Annotated in this window: 15 protein-coding genes; 7 read left to right on the top strand and 8 right to left on the bottom strand. The window is 67.9% G+C overall.

The annotated features are described in order from the left end of the window. Window positions 1-103: 103 nt before the first annotated feature. Window positions 104-1663: a tannase/feruloyl esterase family alpha/beta hydrolase gene (locus I55_RS23635; protein ID WP_044563078.1), complete on the bottom strand. Its 1560-nt coding sequence runs from the start codon at window positions 1661-1663 to the stop codon at window positions 104-106. A gap of 327 nt (window positions 1664-1990) precedes the next feature. Here I55_RS23635 and I55_RS23640 point away from each other — a divergent pair, with 327 nt between their 5' ends. From I55_RS23640 to I55_RS23650, 3 genes are read left to right on the top strand one after another with little or no spacing between them, the layout of a single operon-like run. Then, complete coding sequence (locus I55_RS23640; RefSeq protein ID WP_044563079.1) at window positions 1991-3298, top strand: CitMHS family transporter; 1308 nt, start codon at window positions 1991-1993, stop codon at window positions 3296-3298. A 25-nt stretch (window positions 3299-3323) separates the two neighbouring features. Continuing rightward, window positions 3324-4673: an acyclic terpene utilization AtuA family protein gene (locus I55_RS23645; protein ID WP_044563080.1), complete on the top strand. Its 1350-nt coding sequence runs from the start codon at window positions 3324-3326 to the stop codon at window positions 4671-4673. Beyond that, window positions 4670-4981 carry a hypothetical protein gene (locus I55_RS23650; protein WP_044563081.1) on the top strand — a complete coding sequence of 104 codons (312 nt, stop codon included), beginning with the start codon at window positions 4670-4672 and terminating at the stop codon, window positions 4979-4981. Before I55_RS23645 ends, I55_RS23650 begins: the two co-directional genes overlap by 4 nt. On the opposite strand, the gene I55_RS23655 is transcribed toward I55_RS23650, so the two are convergent. Beyond that, on the bottom strand, window positions 4907-5881 hold the full coding sequence (locus I55_RS23655) for a LysR family transcriptional regulator (RefSeq protein WP_064742530.1): 975 nt from the start codon (window positions 5879-5881) through the stop codon (window positions 4907-4909). The two genes, I55_RS23650 and I55_RS23655, sit on opposite strands and share 75 nt — an antisense overlap. A gap of 365 nt (window positions 5882-6246) precedes the next feature. On the opposite strand from I55_RS23655, the gene I55_RS23660 reads away from it, so the two are divergent. Next, window positions 6247-8886, top strand: a complete 2640-nt coding sequence (locus I55_RS23660) for a TonB-dependent receptor domain-containing protein (protein ID WP_044563083.1) — start codon at window positions 6247-6249, stop codon at window positions 8884-8886. Between the two features lie 61 nt (window positions 8887-8947). Here the strand turns inward: I55_RS23660 and I55_RS23665 are convergent, their stop codons facing one another. Beyond that, complete coding sequence (locus I55_RS23665; protein ID WP_044563084.1) at window positions 8948-10270, bottom strand: amidohydrolase; 1323 nt, start codon at window positions 10268-10270, stop codon at window positions 8948-8950. A gap of 388 nt (window positions 10271-10658) precedes the next feature. Here I55_RS23665 and I55_RS23670 point away from each other — a divergent pair, with 388 nt between their 5' ends. After that, a complete protein-coding gene (locus I55_RS23670) occupies window positions 10659-10967 on the top strand; it encodes a hypothetical protein (protein WP_148293928.1) in 309 nt (102 codons plus the stop codon). 353 nt (window positions 10968-11320) lie between these two features. Beyond that, entirely contained in the window at window positions 11321-11701 is a 381-nt protein-coding gene (locus I55_RS23675) for a hypothetical protein (protein WP_044563086.1), read from the top strand. Window positions 11702-11758: 57 nt separating this feature from the next. On the opposite strand, the gene I55_RS23680 is transcribed toward I55_RS23675, so the two are convergent. From I55_RS23680 to I55_RS23700, 5 genes are all read right to left on the bottom strand, one after another. Continuing rightward, on the bottom strand, window positions 11759-12946 hold the full coding sequence (locus tag I55_RS23680) for an FUSC family protein (protein ID WP_049974437.1): 1188 nt from the start codon (window positions 12944-12946) through the stop codon (window positions 11759-11761). Next, window positions 12943-13641, bottom strand: coding sequence for a GNAT family N-acetyltransferase (locus I55_RS23685; RefSeq protein WP_252181287.1), 699 nt, complete (start codon window positions 13639-13641; stop codon window positions 12943-12945). The genes I55_RS23680 and I55_RS23685 overlap by 4 nt, the downstream gene beginning before the upstream one ends. A gap of 137 nt (window positions 13642-13778) precedes the next feature. Beyond that, entirely contained in the window at window positions 13779-14402 is a 624-nt protein-coding gene (locus I55_RS23690; protein WP_044563087.1) for a GNAT family N-acetyltransferase, read from the bottom strand. Window positions 14403-14424: 22 nt separating this feature from the next. After that, the gene (gene sseA / locus I55_RS23695; protein ID WP_044563089.1) at window positions 14425-15276 is read right to left on the bottom strand and encodes a 3-mercaptopyruvate sulfurtransferase; all 852 of its coding nucleotides are present in this window, start codon (window positions 15274-15276) and stop codon (window positions 14425-14427) included. A 13-nt stretch (window positions 15277-15289) separates the two neighbouring features. Then, a complete protein-coding gene (locus I55_RS23700; RefSeq protein WP_044563090.1) occupies window positions 15290-16288 on the bottom strand; it encodes a cysteine synthase A in 999 nt (332 codons plus the stop codon). Between the two features lie 272 nt (window positions 16289-16560). On the opposite strand from I55_RS23700, the gene I55_RS23705 reads away from it, so the two are divergent. Continuing rightward, window positions 16561-16913 (top strand): hypothetical protein (locus tag I55_RS23705; protein ID WP_199902696.1); only part of this gene is annotated, 353 nt, incomplete at its 3' end.

Raw genomic sequence — 16913 nt, forward strand, 5'->3', positions numbered from 1 at the left:
CCATCTTGGCACCGGTACCGGCCCCAGGGAAGCGGCCCCGCCGCCGCCCGCCGTCATGCCTCCGTTGCGCCCGCTGGCCGTTGCGCCCGCTGGCGTCTTCCCATCACCCCCGCTCTTGGCCGCTCCGGGCGCAGATGAAGTTTTCCGCCTTGTCGGTTGAGCCCTTGCCGGTCCAGCGGGCGACGCTGGGGTAGGGGCACAGGGGACGCGTCCGCAGCACGGGCGAGGCCGTGTCCCGGTCATCGGCATACTTGGTCGCCACCAGCCGGTCGGGCGCCTTGCCCCGTTCCACCCAGGCGCGGAGCGCCGTGACGGCGTCGAAGCGGTTGGGGCCGGGGCCGCCGAAGCAATGTCCCATGCCCGGCGCCATGAACAGGCGGAAATAGCCGCCCAGCCGGTGCCGGGCCTGGGCCGGATCCGTGGTGCCCGCCACGGCGTGGTAATACGCGATGGGGTAGGTCTGGGCGTTGAACTGGTCGGCCCAGCCTTGGCTCAGGATCAGCTTGCCGCCGCGGGCCTGGAAGGCGGTCAGGTCCGGCGTCACCGAGGTGATGATGGCGCCGACCTTGCCGTCGGTCAGCGTCACGTCGCGGTCGAAGTCGAAGTCCTGCCAGCGCCAGGCCAGGTCGTCATAGACCATGTTCTGGAACAGGGGGATGACGTAGGCCTCCAGCAGCTTGCCCTGCTGCAGGTCCCAGCCCCATTCGCTGCCCCGCGCCAGCCCGGGATAGATCGCCTCGCCCGTGTGCGGGTTGCGTGGACCGGCATAGAGCGCGCGCGCCGCCGCCACTTGGGGCGCCGTTAGGCAGGTGGCGGCATCCGCCCCGGGGGCGCATTGCAAGGGGGCGGGGTCGAAATGGCAGGTTTGGGGATCCTCGATCACCCCGTCCTTGACGCCATCGTCGGCGTCGCAGGCGTTCAACACCGCCTGGTGCAGCAAGGTCAGTTTCTCCGGGGGCAGGGTGCTGGCGGAATCCAGCAGCGTGGCCCGCGAACTCCACAGGAAGCTCATCATCAGGTGGGTGTAATTCATGCCCGGCGCCCCGGCGTGGATGCCGTCATAGTCGCCCGGGAAATACTCCGCCTCCGCCATGGCCTGGGCGCCGCCGGTGGAACAGCCCTCGAAATAGGCGTGGGAGGCGGCGGTGCCGTAGCGGGCGCGGATGATGGCCTTGGCCGCCACCGTCATGCGGTGGATGGAGCTGTGGCCCCAGTTGTCCAGCTGAACCGGGTCATGCATCCAGTCCAGCCGGGTGCCGGGCTTGCCCTCCGCCGGGCCGTGGCCGGTGTCGGTGCCGGCCACGGCATAGCCAGCCTTCAGCGCAGGACCCATGGTGTAGTAGCTGACGGCGCCGGCGAAGCCACCATTGCCCACGCCCTGCAGGCGGCCGTTCCATCCCGCCTGGGGCAGCCACATCTCCACCTTCACATTGGTTTCCGCCATCGCGACGACGCGGCAGAAGGCGGGCAGGTCGGGAAAGGTGATGGCGCCGTCCGGCGCCTTGTAGGGCCCCGCGGGCACTACCTCCGCCGACAGGATATGCGCTTCCGGCAGGGTTTGCCCGGCCAGGGCGCCGCAATCGGCCGCCCACGCCCCCGGTGCCGCCACCGCCCATGCCATCAGCGTGCCGGCGGCCGCCCCCGCCCAGGTCTTCGCACCCATCGCCCTCTCCCCATGAGCCGCTTTATCTGTCCACCGGGAATGCCATGGCGGCGGGCATGACGGAATTAGATTAACTTTATGCGATTGATAGATTTTGATTATCACCGGCGGACCCACAACGGGCGGCCGGGGAATTCATTAAACTTTCCTATCATAAATATAGAACAAATCTATTTCCCTTATCGTCCTGTCCTCCCTCACCCTGGAGACCGAACGGTGCCGACGGGGCGTCCAAAACCATGGGGCCACTGCTGTGGGGCCAAAGGCTGTGGGGATCCCCGGGCGGTGCCCGGCTGGACGGACCGTTGGGGGGAAGGGGGATCAGGCATGCTCGCGGCACTGGGCTTCGGCACGGTCATCGTCCTTTTCCTGGCCATACTTAGCAACCGGCTCTCACCCTTGGTGGCCCTGATCGCGGTACCGGTGGCCGCCGCGCTGCTGGGCGGCTTCGGCCTGGGCACCAGCCGCTTCATCCTGGACGGCATCAAGGCCATCGCCCCGGTGGCCGGCATGTTCGTCTTCGCCATCCTCTATTTTGGCGTGGTCACCGACGCCGGCCTGCTGGATCCCATCATCGGCCGCATCCTGCGCTTGGTCGGTCAGCGGCCCTGGCGCATCACCGTCGGCGCCGCCTTCCTGGCCCTGCTGATCCATCTGGATGGGTCGGGGGCGGTCACCTTCCTGGTGACCATTCCCGCCATGCTGCCCCTGTTCGACCGGCTGGGCATGGACCGGCGGGTCCTGGCCTGTGTCACCTCCCTGGCGGCGGGTGTCAACTTCCTGCCCTGGACCGGCCCCATGATCCGCGCGGCGGCGGCCCTGCACCTGCCGGTGTCCGATATCTTCCGGCCGCTGGTGCCAGTGCAGGCGGCGGGCCTGGCCTTCGTCTTCGCCACCGCCTGGTGGCTGGGCCGGCGGGAGGAGCGGCGCCTGGCCCGGACCGGCATCGGCGCGGCATCCGGCGCCACGATCCTGACCGACCGCCCCCTGAGCGAGGAGGAGCGGGCCTTGCGCCGTCCGCGTCTGTTCTGGGTGAACCTGGTCCTGACCATCACCGTCATGACGGTGATGGTGGCGGGTTGGGTGGATCCGGTGGTCATGTTCATGCTGGGCACGGCGGCGGCCCTGGTGCTGAACTATCCCGACGTGGCGGAACAGCGCCGGCGGGTGGACGCCCATGCCAAGGCGGCCTTGATGATGGCCGGCATCCTGTTGGCGGCGGGCGCCTTCACCGGCATCATGCAGGGCAGCGGCATGCTGAAGGCCATGGCCGCCGCCGCGGTGGCGGTGATGCCCCAGGGCATGGCGGGCCACCTGCCCGTCATCCTGGGCGTGCTGTCCATGCCGCTCAGCCTGCTGTTCGATCCCGACTCCTTCTATTTCGGGGTCCTGCCGGTCATCGCCTCGGTCCATGGCGGCCTGGGCGGCCAGCCGGTGCACATCGCCCAGGCCGCCGTTCTGGGCCAGATGACGACCGGCTTCCCGGTTAGTCCGCTGACGCCCGCCACCTTCCTGGTGATCGGGTTGACCGGCATCGGCCTGGGTGAGCATCAGAAATTCAGCATCCCCTATCTGTTCGGCGCCACGCTGATGATGACGGCGGTGGCCGTCGTCATCGGCGTGCTGCCTCTATAGGGCCCGTGATCAGGAGGCATCCGCGTTGAAGCGCGTCAGACTAGGCACCGGCGCCGGCTATTCCGGCGACCGTATCGAGCCGGCGGTGGAACTGGCCGAGGCGGGGGACATCCGCTATCTCGTCTTCGAATGCCTTGCGGAACGGACCATCGCCCTGGCCCAGCAGGCCAAGCGCCGCGACCCCGCCGCCGGCTTCGACCCCCTGCTGGCCGACCGCATGGCGGCGGTGCTGCCCGCCTGCCGACGCAACGGCATCACCATCATCACCAACATGGGGGCCGCCAATCCCCATGCCGCCGGCGCCGCCGTGGCGGCCGTGGCCAGGTCCCTGGGGTTGGGGCCGCTGCGCATCGCCATCGTCACTGGCGACGACGTGGCGGAAATCATCCGCGCCCGCCAGGATTTGATTATCGAGGAGACGGGCGCCCCCGTCGCCAGCCTGGGCGATAGCCTGGTGTCGGCCAACGCCTATCTGGGGGCCGAGCCCATCGTGCGGGCGCTGAAGGGGGGGGCCGACGTGGTCATCACCGGCCGGGTGGCGGATCCGTCGCTGTTCCTGGCGCCCCTGGTCCATGAATTCGGTTGGGCGGCCGACGACTGGGCGCTGATGGGCAAAGGCACGCTGGTCGGTCATCTCATGGAATGCGCGGGCCAGGTCAGCGGCGGCTATTTCGCCGACCCGGGCTACAAGGATGTGCCCAATCTGGCGCGGCTGGGTTTTCCCATCGCCGAGGTCGCGGCCGATGGCGCGGCCCTCATCACCAAGGTGGCGGGCAGCGGCGGCCTGATCACCGGCGCCACCTGCCGGGAACAGCTGCTGTATGAGGTGCACGATCCCGCGCGGTACCTGACGCCGGACGTGGCGGCCGATTTCAGCGGCGTGACGATCACCGAGGCGGGCCCCGACCAGGTGCGGGTGGATGGCGGCGGCGGCGGCGCGCGGCCAGGCAGCCTCAAGGTTTCGCTGGGGTATGGCGACGGTTACATCGGCGAGGGCCAGATCTCCTACGCCGGCCCCGGGGCCCTGGCGCGCGCGCGGCTGGCCCGCGACATCGTGGCGGAACGGCTGCGCATCATCGGCCTCCCGTTGCGCGAGGCGCGGTTTGACCTCATCGGCGTGGACGCCATCCATGGGCCGGAGTTGTCGGCGGCGGCGGCGGAACCGTATGAGGTCCGCCTGCGCGTCGCCGGCCGCACCCATGCCCGAAAGGACGCCGAGCGCATCGGCAACGAGGTGGAGGGCCTGTACACCAACGGCCCGGCCGGCGGCGGCGGCGCCACCAAGACAGCCAAGGAGGTCATCGCCGTGCAGTCAACCCTGATCCCCCGCGATCTGGTCAGTCCGCAGGTGCACATGATGGAGGTTCGGCCGTGAAGCTGCGCGATCTCGCCCATTCCCGCACGGGGGACAAGGGCAACACCTCCAACATCTCCGTCATCGCCTACCGGCTGGAGGACTACGCCCGGCTGGAGGCGGCGGTGACGGTGGAGCGGGTGCGCCGGCACCTGGGGGCGCTGGTCCAGGGAGAGGTGGTACGCTACGCCTTGCCGGGGCTGGGGGCGCTGAACTTCGTCCTGACCCGCACGCTGGGCGGCGGTGTCACCCGGTCACTGGCCCTGGACGCCCACGGCAAGTGCCTCAGCTCCGCCATCCTGGATCTGGAGATCGAGGCATCCGCCTGAGGTCGCCGGGCAGGCCGTGGCGGCGGCCAGCAGCGCCTTGGTGAATTCCTCAACCGCCGGCAGCAGTGAGCTTCCCCGGCGCTTGATGATGACAATGCGGCGGACAAAGCCGGCATCGTCGATCGGCCGCGTGGCGATGTCGGCGAAGCCCCGGATCTCGATGGCCGACGCCGGCAGGATGGCCAGGCCCAGGCCGGCGCGCACCATGCTGACTGCCGTGGACATATAGGTCGCCTCGCACGCCGGGGTGGCGATGGAGCCGGCCGCGGCGAACGCCTCGTCCACCAGGCGGCGGACGCTGGTGTCCTTGTCCATCAGCACCAGTGGGAAGTGCGAAATGACCGGTACCGAGGCGAGCGGCAGGTCGCCGACCGCATGGCCCTGGGGATAGACCAGCACCAGGCGGTCCTCGCACACGTCGATGGTATCCAGGTCCGGTTCGTCCACGCCGCCCACACCGATGCCGAAGTCCACCTCGTCATTGCGCACCATGGCCAGCACGCGCTTGCCCACCGCGTCCTTCAGCACGAAGGAGACGCGCGGGTTGCGGGCGCGGAAGTCCGCGATCAGCGCGGGCAGGGGGCCGGCGGCGAAACTGGGCAGAACCGCGACGCGGATGGTGCCGCGCGGCTCTTCCGAGAATTCCCGGATATCTGCCATGGCGCCGTCGAAATCCTTCATCAGGCGCTGGAACACCGGCAGCAGTTCCTGGCCCACACGGGTCAACTGCACCGACCGGGTGTTGCGATCGAACAGACGCAGGCCGACCTGGTCCTCCAACTGGCGGATGCGGATGGTCAGCGCCGGCTGGGAAATGTTCAGCGCGGCCGCGGCCCGGGTGAAGCCGCCCAGCCCGACCACCGCCAGGAAGGCGCGGATCTGTCGAAGATTGACGTCCATATAAATTTCTTATCACGGCACTGCCATTCATCACAATTGCTGGCCCGCATGGCGGAGCAGTTTTATGATGGTCGCACTTATAAGAATAAATTATTAATGCATGCAAAAAACAAATTTTACAAATCTAACGTCGCTAACAATACTCCTCATGAATAGAGAAGGCGATGCCGTCGTGGGACGGCGTAAAATGCCAGTCGGGGAGGGAAATAATGAAAACAGGAAGAATAGCCGTGCCTGGCTTGCGGACCCGTTTGCGGGCGACCGCTTCGCTGGCTGCCTTGATTTCTTTATGCGTTGGCATTGGTTCGGCTGGTGCCCAGCAGAAAGACGCGGATCAGGAAGACGGTAGCCTTGCCGAGATTGTCGTGACTGGCACCTACCTCAAGGTGAAAAGCCAGGCCGATATTCCCGATCCCACCCAGACCCTGGACCGTGACGCCATCAGCCGCTCGGGCATCAGCAACCTCAGCCAGTTGACCAACTTGACGCCGGCCAATATCGGCAGCATGGGCGGCGCGCAGGATCTGTCCAAAGGGGGCCCGGAGAACCACGGCTCCCGCTCCGCGAACCTGCGCGGCCTGGGGCCGTCCTCCACCCTGGTGCTGTTGAACGGCCGCCGGACGGCGGCCACCGATACCGACAGCAACCTCAACCCCTACGTCAACCTGAACACCCTGGTGCCGCTGATCGAAATCCAGCGGGTGGAAACGGTGCTGGACGGCGCCTCGGCGCTGTACGGGTCCGACGCCATCGCCGGCGTCATGAACTTCATCACCGATGACAAGTTCAACGGCGTGGCCGCGGGCGGCCAGTACACCTTCATCGACGGGGCGCCGAAGTATCTGGCCGAGGGCATGTACGGTGGTGGCAACGACCGTTTCCATGTCGTCGGGTCGTTCAGCTATGAACACCAGAAGAACCTGCAGAATTCCCAGCGCCGGGTGACCAACTTCTACAGCCCGTCCGGCACGTCCCAGCCGGGCAACTACATCCTGTCATCGGCGCCGCACACGGCCAGCGGTGGCGACGTCATCATCGACAACGGCGTGAACGGCGCCATCAACTATACCCAGTTGTACAACAACACCGTGGCCGCCCGCGTGGCCGCCGGGGCCAGCCCCACGGCGACGGCCACCAGGAACGTGCAGGTGGCGGACCCCAGTTGCGACGTGCCCGGCACCGGCGGCGTGTTCGTCGGTAGCAGCTTCCCCCTGGGCGCCTGCCAGTTCAGCTATCAGGCCATGAACCCGATCCAGCCGGCCTACAAGCAGGTGCTGTCGCATCTGTCGGGCACCTATGACCTGACCGACACGCAGCAGATCTTCTTCGAAGGCCGCTATTACTTCCAGGACTCCGACCGTTACGGCGTGGCCAGCACGCCCATCACCCGGGGCAGCATCGTCGTGCCGGCCAGCAACCCGGGCAATCCCTTCGGTGTGCCCGTCACCTTCTTGGGCCGCGTCCTGGGCGTGAACGGCCCCTATGATGACGACAAGACCAACCTGACCGGCACGCACCTGGTGCTGGGCGCCAAAGGCAAGCTGTGGAGCGACTGGGAATACTCCCTCGACGGTGTCTACTCCCGCGAGCAGCAGGTCTATGACGTCAAGGAAACCGACCTGGTGTCCCTGCAATACGCCGTCAATGGCTACGGCGGCGCCGGTTGCCCGGTGTCCTTCAACGGCACCGCCAGCTTTGCCCCTGGCACCAACGGCTGTTCCTATTTCAGCCCCTTTGGCAAAGACCAGAAGATCAACAGCCAGGCGGTCGTCGACCAGTTCTTCACCTACACCACGTCACGCACGGTGTCGGAATACATGATCGCGGAAGGGGTGGTGACGGGGAAGCTGTTCGACCTGCCGGGCGGCACCAGCGCCCTGGCGGTGGGCGGCCAGTTCCGTAACGAATACCGGTCCATCCTCTATGACGCCTTCCGCACCAGTGGGCGCACCGCCTATCTGCCGCCGGGCGTGTCCGGCTCGGGCACCCGCCAGATCGGCAGCGGCTTCGCCGAACTGGGCCTGCCCATCCTGAAGGATCTCTATGTCGACGGCGCCATCCGGTATGAGGACTACGGCCCCTTCGACAGCGTCGATCCCAAGATCGGCGTCAACTGGCACGCCACGCCGGAGCTGACCCTGCGGGCGGCGGCCAGTACCGCCTTCCGCGCGCCGGCCCTGGCCCAGTCGGTGGGCAGCGCCGCCACCAGCGGCACCTCCAACCTGTACGATCCGCTGGTGGCCGGCGACAAGGGCACGTTCCGCAACGTGAACACCGTGCCCAACAACAAGCTGCAGCCGGAAACCTCCACCAACTATGACCTGGGCATCACCTGGACTCCCATCCGCCATGCCGAGGTTTCGGTCGATTACTGGAACTATGATTTCAAGAAGAAGATCGCGCTGCAGAACGCGCAGGCTGTGATCAACGCCGATCCCACCGGTCCGGCGGTCATCCGTGACGCCAGCGGCACCCTGGTGGGCGTCAACGTCGGCTACTTCAACGCCGGTGCCGTGAAGACCGATGGTGTCGATGTCTCCGCCGCCTACACCTGGGACCTGGACGATCACCAGCTGACCCTGCGCAGCACGCTGGCCTACATCCACAGCTATGAGATCCAGAACAGCCCCGGCGCGCCGGTGTATGAGGTGGTGGGCCACCGCAACGCCAATAGTTTCGCCCCCGTCACGCCACGCTGGCGCGACAACACCTATCTGACCTGGGAACACGGACCCCACACCGCCACGGTGACCATGCGCTACACCTCCGGCGTGGTGGACGATTACGGCGTGAACCTGGGGGCGGCCAGTTCCGCCACGGTCGGGGCCTGGGTGGTCTGGGACGCCCAATACGCCTTTCAGGCGACGGACGCCGTCCGGGTCAGCGTGGGCGCCGTGAACCTGCTGGACCGCGATCCGCCCTGGGCGAAGTTCACGGGGTATCTGCCCAGTCTGGAGGATGCCCTGGGCAGGCAGGTCTATATCCGCCTGGACACGAAGTTCTGATCTTGCCTTTTCGGCGGCGGCCCCATTTCCGGGAAAGAATGAGGCCGCCGCCGCGTCACGCTTACAGTCCGTACAGATAATCCACTGTCAGGTGGGCCAGGGTGCGGGCCCCGACGATCAGGCCGGACTCGTCCACGAAGAACTTGGGCGAGTGGTTGGACGGGGCCTTGGACAGCTCGACATTGGCCGGCGTGACGCCGACGAACAGGTAGACGCCCGGTACCGCCTGCTCGAAGTAGGAGAAGTCTTCCGACGGGGTCACCTTGTCGATCAGCTTCACATGATCCTTGCCGGCCACCCGCTGCAGGGTGGGCACGATCTTGGCCGTCAGTTCGGGATTGTTGAAGGTGACGGGATAGCCCTTGACCACGTCCACCTCGGCGGTGGCGCCGGCGGCCTCCGCGATGCCGGTGGCGGTGCGGCGCAACCGCTTGTCAATATCCTCGCGCATGCCTTCGTCGAAGGCGCGGATGGTGCCGTTCAGGGTCACCGTGTCGGGGATGATGTTGTTGCGGTTGCCGCCGTGGATGCTGCCCACGCTCAGGATGGACGGCTCCTTGATCACCTCCATCTGCCGGCTCTCAATGGTCTGCAGGCCCAGCACGATCTGGGAAGCGGTGACGATGGGGTCGACGCCGGTCCAGGGCAGGGCGCCATGGCTCTGCTTGCCGTGCACGGTGATGGTGAACTCATCCGCCGACGCCATGAAGGCGCCGGGGCGATAGCCGACATCACCGGCATGCAGGGTGGAAATGACGTGCACGCCGAAGACGGCGTCCGGCTTCGGATTTTCGAACGCGCCTTCCTTCAGCATCTGTTCCGCCCCGCCGACCTCGCCCTTGGCTAGGCCCTCCTCGGCCGGCTGGAAGATGAACTTCACCGTGCCGGGCAGCTGGTCCTTCATTCCCGCCAGCACCTCGGCCACACCCATCAGCATCGCGACGTGGGTGTCATGGCCGCAGGCGTGCATCACGCCCACTTCCGCCCCGTTGTACTGGGTCTTCACCTTGGAGGCGAAGGGCAGGTCCACCTGCTCCGTCACCGGCAGGGCGTCCATGTCGGCGCGCAGCGCCACCACCGGGCCGGGCTTCCCGCCCTTCAGCACGGCGACGACGCCGGTCTTGGCGACGCCGGTGCGCACCTCCAGCCCCAGGCTTTTCAGGTGTTTGGCCACCAGTGCCGCGGTACGCGTCTCCTGGTTGCCCAATTCGGGATGCTCATGGATGTCGCGGCGCCAGGCGATGATCTTGGGCTGCTCCACCGCCGCTCGGGTGTCCACCGTGGCCTGTGCCTGTTCGCGGTCCCCCGCGTAGGCCGGCGCGCCAGCGACCAGACCAATACCCAGTGCCGCGACCCAGCCGAAACGCCGCTGTCCCTTACCCATCTGACCGCCCCTTGTTGTTGTGGCCATCGCCTTGTGCGGCTTGGCCTTTCCTGGGAAGGAGGGTACCTGCCCATCCGGCGAGGACCAGCCTGTGGCAGGGGCGCGGTGGTGCATACCAGCCATGCGCTCGACCGGTTGGTCCGTCCTTCCAGGACCGGATGGCACGAGCAATGGCTGCCGCCTCTACCTTTTTCTCCGGGCCTCCTATGGCCAAGGCGCCGGCAGTGTGTCTTCGGCGCCGTTGACAAAATCCAACAGTCGAAGGTAGCGTTATTACATAACGCGGCCACTATAACGAGAAATTAACAAACCGGTGAAGCAGCCGGACCGCGGCGGGGCGGGTGCGGGTCGAGGAGGATACAGCCTTGTTTTCTCAAGGAGATGACCGATGACTCTGATGTTCAAGTCCATTGTTGCCCGCAGCTGCACGGCGCTGGCCCTGGCCGGCTCTTTTCTGGTGAGCGGGGCGGCGCTGGCCGCCGATGCCGCCAGCCCGTGCGGCCCGGCGCCCGTCCTGTCCCTGAAGCGTCTGGACGCGGCCCCGGCCGCCATCAACGGCGATGCCTTCGTGGCCTCCGTCAACAGCTATGCCGCAAAGGCCAAGGCGCGGGGCGCCTGCCTGGCCAAGGTCGCTGCCGCCAACGATGCCGGCCACAGCGCCGGTCCCGCCATGGCTCCCCCGCCTTCCGGGGACTGATAGGCGGGCGTGACCGCCTAATTCCCTGGCAGCGCTAACCGAGAGGCGGCCGGTCACTGACAGGTCGCCTTTTTGCCGTTTTCCGCATGGCGGGCATGCATTGCATGCGGATGCGAGGCTTAGAACCATAATTCTCTTTCTAAGCAACGGCTTCGGGGTAGACGGCCCCGGAATGATAGCGCTATCAGGTTTCGGGGCGTGGTTGACACCCCAACCGGCAGCCTCTAACTTTGCCGCAACGCACAATGAATACTGTGCGTATGCGAAATCACCGTTTCGCTTCAGAACAAGGTTCATCCGCTGGGGAGGGCGCGACCGTCAAGGGCACAACCTTTCGCCATCGGAGTGTCAGCATGGTTTCCGTTTCCCGCGTTTTTGCCGCCCTGGTCGTGGGTGGCCTGGTCACCGCCGCCGCCGTCCCCGCCATGGCCCAGTCTCTGGGTGTCGAGCGCGCTTGCGGCAAGGCCCCCGTCGCCCCGGTCAACCACCTGTCCGCCCAGGCCTCCCCGGTTGAGGTCAGCGCCGCCACGGCCGAAGTCCGCGCCTATGGCAAGGCCGTCGAGGCCCGTCTCAGCTGCCTGGACAACCTGAGCGCCCGCAGTGTCATCGCCTGGACGCCCGATGGCCGCGCCGCTATCGCCAACAGCTATGACCGCGCCATCCGCGACCTGAAGCTGGTGGCCCGCGACTTCTCCAACCTGCCGGCCGAACAGGTCGCCGACACCGCCCGCTAAGCGGTTCTTCGCACCCTCCGACGGCGAGGCGGGATGGTGGTGTGGCCACGTCCCGTCTTACGCCGGTGGTGGGGTTTCCTGGGGCGGGGCGGCCGCCGGCGGCTCGGCGCCTGCCATGACGGCCGTGACTTCCGCCGCTTTCTCCCCGCGCCGGACCGGCGGGATCGTCTCCTCCGCTCGCGCATGCAGATCCGTCAGGTCCTGGCTCAGCTGTTCCAGCGCAAAGGACAGGGTGTAGATCTGCCCCGTCACGCCGCGCGGCAGCTCCCGCAGCACGCCCTCCGCCCGCAAGGTCTGCACCATGTCCAGATAGGCGTGGGTCGCGGCTTGCACCGGCTCGACGGGCGGTATCTGCTCTTGCCCGTGCAGCGCCGAGGGCGTGCGCATGGCCATGGCAGCGCGGCGCAGGAAGAGGACGCCCTGCCGGCGCACCTCCGCCTGCGGACCCTCCAGCCGCTGGGCGGCGGCCACGCCGGAGGGCGCGCGGCTGCCGGTGGCGCGGCTGACCATCACAAGGTCATGGCGGACCCGGGTCAGCGTGCGCACCAGCGGCGCCGGGTCGCGTTGGTCGCCCAGCCAGGTGCGGCGTTCGCGCTGCGCCTCTTCCGCCGCCGTGTCCAGCGGGCGCAGCGCCGCCCACAGCTGGGCGTGGCGCTTGGAAATTCCCTGGCGCATGTCCTCGGTCATGTCGGGGTCCAACAGCACCTCCAGCATGTCGGCGCACAGGTCGGTCACCCGGGCGGCCGTGGTCAGCACCACGTCATGGGCCCGTGACGGCAGGATGAACAGGGCGACGCCCAGGCCGATGACATTGCCCATGACGATCTCCAGCACCCGGTCCAGCGCCAGCATGAAGGACGACTGGGCCCCGCCCACCGATGTCAGCAGCACGATGACGGCGGTGACCGGCGCCAGTTTGCAAACCGGATAGCGGGCCGCCAGCCAGGCCAGGGGAGCCAGCGCCGCCGCCAGGGTCAGGCACAGGTGGACCAGGGTGTCATGCGGCCCGAAGGTGGCGACCAGGGCGCCCCAAGCCGCCCCCGACAGGGTGCCGGCGAAGCGGTCCAGAGCCGCCTTCATCGATCCGCCGATGCTGGCCTGCATCACCATGATGGCGGTGATGACCGCCCAGTAACCCTGCGGCAGGTTGAACAGCCGCGCCATGGCCAACGCCGCCGTGCCGGCCACGGTCACCCGGAAGGCCAGCCGCAGCTCCGGCGCGCGCAGGGCCGCCAGCAGGGTCATGGACGAAAGGCCATCGGGCGGCGGGGTGGATCACCGATCTGGGGCGGTATGGTTTGGCCAAGGGGGCTGGTGGCCGCAGGGACGGGCGCGGCCAGCGGGATGTGCGGACCGGCGGTCTGGGGAAGCACGCCCGTGCGCCGGGGATCGTCCACCACCTTCCGGTCTTGCCGCAGGCGGCGGAAGCCGGCGCGCAGGTACAGGGGCAACGCCGCGGGGTGGTCGAAGCTACAGGTGTTGATGGTCAGACGGCGGACGCGGGGGCGCTCCCACGCGCGGTGAACCGTCCAGTCCAGCAGCCAAGCCCCCAGGCCCCGGCCGATGGCCCAGGTCATCAGGCCAAGATAGTTGATGGCCACCGTGCCGTCGGCCGGCAACAGGCGCCAATCCAGTTCCACAAAGCCGGCGGGCATGCCGTCGACATGGATCACATGCACCTCCACCTCCGGGTCGGCCAGTATCCGGGCCAGTTCAGTCTGGTCCATGCGCCGCCGGATTTCCCACAGCCATGGCTCGCCGATCGTGTCGTAGAGAAAGCGATAATAGGCGAGGGTGCAGCGCCGGGCCAAGACCGGACCGGCAACCCCGTCAGGAACAGGCCGTTCCGGCGTTTCCGGCCGCCTGGCCATTTCCATGTAGGTGACCAGGACCGGCAGCTTGCCGGGTGGCACCTCGCCCATCGCGCCAACGGTCGTCATCGCCCTGCCCCCTGCCTGATGGCGGGGCGGCTCCTGTGCAGGACTGTGCGCAGAATTGCACCAACCCGCCCCTTAGGGGTGACACGCCGGTGTTTCCCGAAACCGTGCGGCCCGGGGGTGCGGCATATGGTGCCGGCCTATGGCCGGCGGGCCAAGGGGATGTGCGGTGCGGCCGTCAGGGGCAGCAGGCCGGTCAGGCGCGGGTCGTCCACCAGCTTGTCCTCGGTGTGTAGGGGGCGGAAGCCCATGCGCTGGTAAAGGCCCAGCGCCGACGAGTGGTCGAAGGTGCAGGTGTTGACCGTCAGGCGCCGGGCGCCCGGCTTGGCCCAGGCCAACCGCACGCCCCAGTCCAGCAGCCAGGGGCCGATGCCCCGGCCGATGGCCCAGGGCATCAGGCCGAAATACGCCACGTCCATGGTCCCGTCCATGGCCAGCTTCTCCGCGTCCAGCTCGATATAGCCGGCGGGGACGCCGCCCAGGGCGACGACGTGAACCTCCACCGCCGGATCGGCGAGAATCTCGGCCAGGCGCTCCGGCGCCATGCGGCGGCGGTATTCCCACAGCCAGGGATCGCCCACCGTGTCGTAGAGGAAGCGGTAATAGGCGGGCGGGCAGGGCCACGCGCGCACCGGTCCGTCCACGCCCTCCGGCCGCGCGCGCGCCGGTCCCGCCGGCGGCTCCGCCATCTCCAGGTAGGTGATGGTCACGGGCAGCTTGCCGGCCGGCAGGTCGTCCGGCAGCGTCCAGGTCTCAGGCTTCATCGGTCTCACGCTGGCACCAGCCTCACGCGGGGCCGGTGGCGACGGGCAGGTCCGCCCGCCCGCCCCACTCGGTCCATGATCCGTCATAGATGGCGACGTCGGGCTGGCCGATCTCATACAGCGCCAGGGCCAGGATGGCGGCGGTCAGGCCGCTGCCGCAGCTGGTGACCAGGGGGCGGTTCACGTCCACCCCGGCATCCTGGAAGCGGGCCGCCAGCTCCTCCACCGGCCGCAGCCGGCCGCCGGCGATCAGATCGTTGAAGGGCACGTTGCGGCTGCCGGGAATGTGGCCGCCGCGCAGGCCGGCGCGCGGCTCCGGCGCCGTGGCCTCGAACCGGCCCTGGGAACGGGCGTCGATCACCTGTTCCACCTGGCGGTCGATGTTGGCCAGCAGGGCATCGGCGTCGCGCACCAGCGCGGGGTTCAGGCGGGCGGCGATGGGCTCGCCCGCGGCCTTCGGCAGGGCGGCGCCCGTTTCCACCGGCCGGCCCTCGGCCAGCCACTTCGGGAAACCGCCGTCCAGCACGAACACCTTGTCATGGCCGAAGATGCGGAAGGTCCACCACACCCGCGCGGCGCTGAACAGGTCGTAGACGTCATAGACGACGACGGTGCTATCGCGGCCGATGCCCAGCGCCGTCACGGCCTGGGCGAAGACCTCGGCGGTGGGCAGCATATGGGGCAGGGGGATGGTCTTGTCGGCGATGCCGTCGATGTCGAAGAAGACGGCGCCGGGGATGTGCTGGGCCGAGAACTCCGCCTTCGCCTCACGGGGCACGGCCGGCATGTGATAGCTGGCGTCCACCACCCGGATGTCCGGGTCGTTCAGGTGCTGGGCCAGCCAGTCGGTGGTGACGAGCGCGCTTTCGGTCATTTTTCGCGGCTCCTTACAGCCAGGCGGGGACGGGCAGGTTCCGTTCCCGCAGGAATTCCGGGTTGAACAGCTTGGACTGGTAGCGGGTGCCGAAGTCGCAGAGGATCGTCACCACGGTGTGGCCAGGTCCCAGGTCGCGCGCCACGCGGATGGCGGCGGCGACGTTGATGCCGCTGGATCCGCCGACCACCAGGCCCTGGGTCTTCACCAGGTCGAAGATGATGGGCAGTGCCTCCTCATCCGGGATCTGCACGGCGTCGTCGATGGGCGCGTCCACCAGGTTGGCGGTGACGCGGCCTTGGCCGATGCCCTCGGTGATGGAGGTGCCGGAGGAGGCCAGCTCCCCCGTCTTCTTCCAGCTGTAGAGGGCGCTGCCCAGCGGATCGGCCATGACGATGCGGACGCCGGGGTTGCGGTCCTTCAAGGCCAGCGCCACGCCGGCCAGCGTGCCGCCGGTGCCGACGGCGCAGGTGAAGGCGTCGACCTTGCCGTCCGTCTGTTCCCAGATCTCCACACCCGTGGTGGCGCGGTGGCCCTCACGGTTGGCCAGGTTGTCGAACTGGTTGGCCCAGACGGCGCCATTGGGCTCCGTCGCCGCCAGCTCTTCCGCGATGCGGCGGCTGACGTGGACGTAGTTGCCCGGGTCCTTATAGGGCACGGCCGGCACCAGGCGCAGGTCGGCGCCGATCAGGCGCAGCATGTCCTTCTTTTCCTGGCTCTGCGTCTCGGGCATGACGATCACGGTCTTGAAGCCCCAGGCGTTGCCCACCAGGGCCAGGCCGATGCCGGTGTTGCCCGCCGTGCCCTCGACGATGGTGCCGCCTGGCTTCAGCACGCCGCGCGCCACCGCGTCGCGCACGATGGCCAGGGCCGCGCGGTCCTTCACCGATCCGCCGGGGTTGAGGAATTCCGCCTTGGCCAGGATCTCACAGCCTGTGGCCTTGGACGCGGCCTCCAGCCGGATCAGGGGGGTCTGGCCGATCGCGCCAATGAAACCGTCACGTATGTCCAAGGCCGTCTTCCATCTTGAGACAGGGGATGGGCGCCGCCGGGGCGGTCCCGAAGGGAAGAGCAAAGACTAGTGAGCCCGCGCGCGCCCTTCAAGCGCGGCCCCCGCATATTGGCGTTGAACAGCGCGGGAATCACACGACCGACGCTGGTAAACCAGTGGCCGGGATCAGCTGGCCTTCCCTGCGCCAACCACGCGGACCTCCTTGTGTTCCCTCAATGTTAGCGGTAACTTTCGCGGCGCTGCCAAGCATAAGAAAACATCGGGAGGTTCCGTTGCGTCGTTCCTTGCAGATCACCTTGCCCTTCGTCGGCGCGGTCATGGCCGCCACGTGCGCCCTGGCGCAGGAAAAGCCGCCGGCGACGGCGGTCCAGAATCCGGTTGCCCTGAACGGCAAGCATTTCCTGTCCCAGCCGCTGGTGACGGAGATCTACACGGCCGACCCCTCGGCGCATGTGTTCGACGGCAAGATCTACGTCTATCCCAGCCACGACATCGACGCCGGCATCCCTGACGACGACCTGGGCAGCCAGTATGCCATGCGCGACTATCGCGTGCTGTCCATGGACAAGGTCGGCGGGCCGGTCACCATCGGCGGCGTGGCCCTGTCGGTGGAGCAGGTGCCCTG

It is taken from the genome of Azospirillum sp. B4 (genome assembly GCF_000333275.1).
In the GTDB taxonomy this organism is placed as follows: domain Bacteria; phylum Pseudomonadota; class Alphaproteobacteria; order Azospirillales; family Azospirillaceae; genus Nitrospirillum.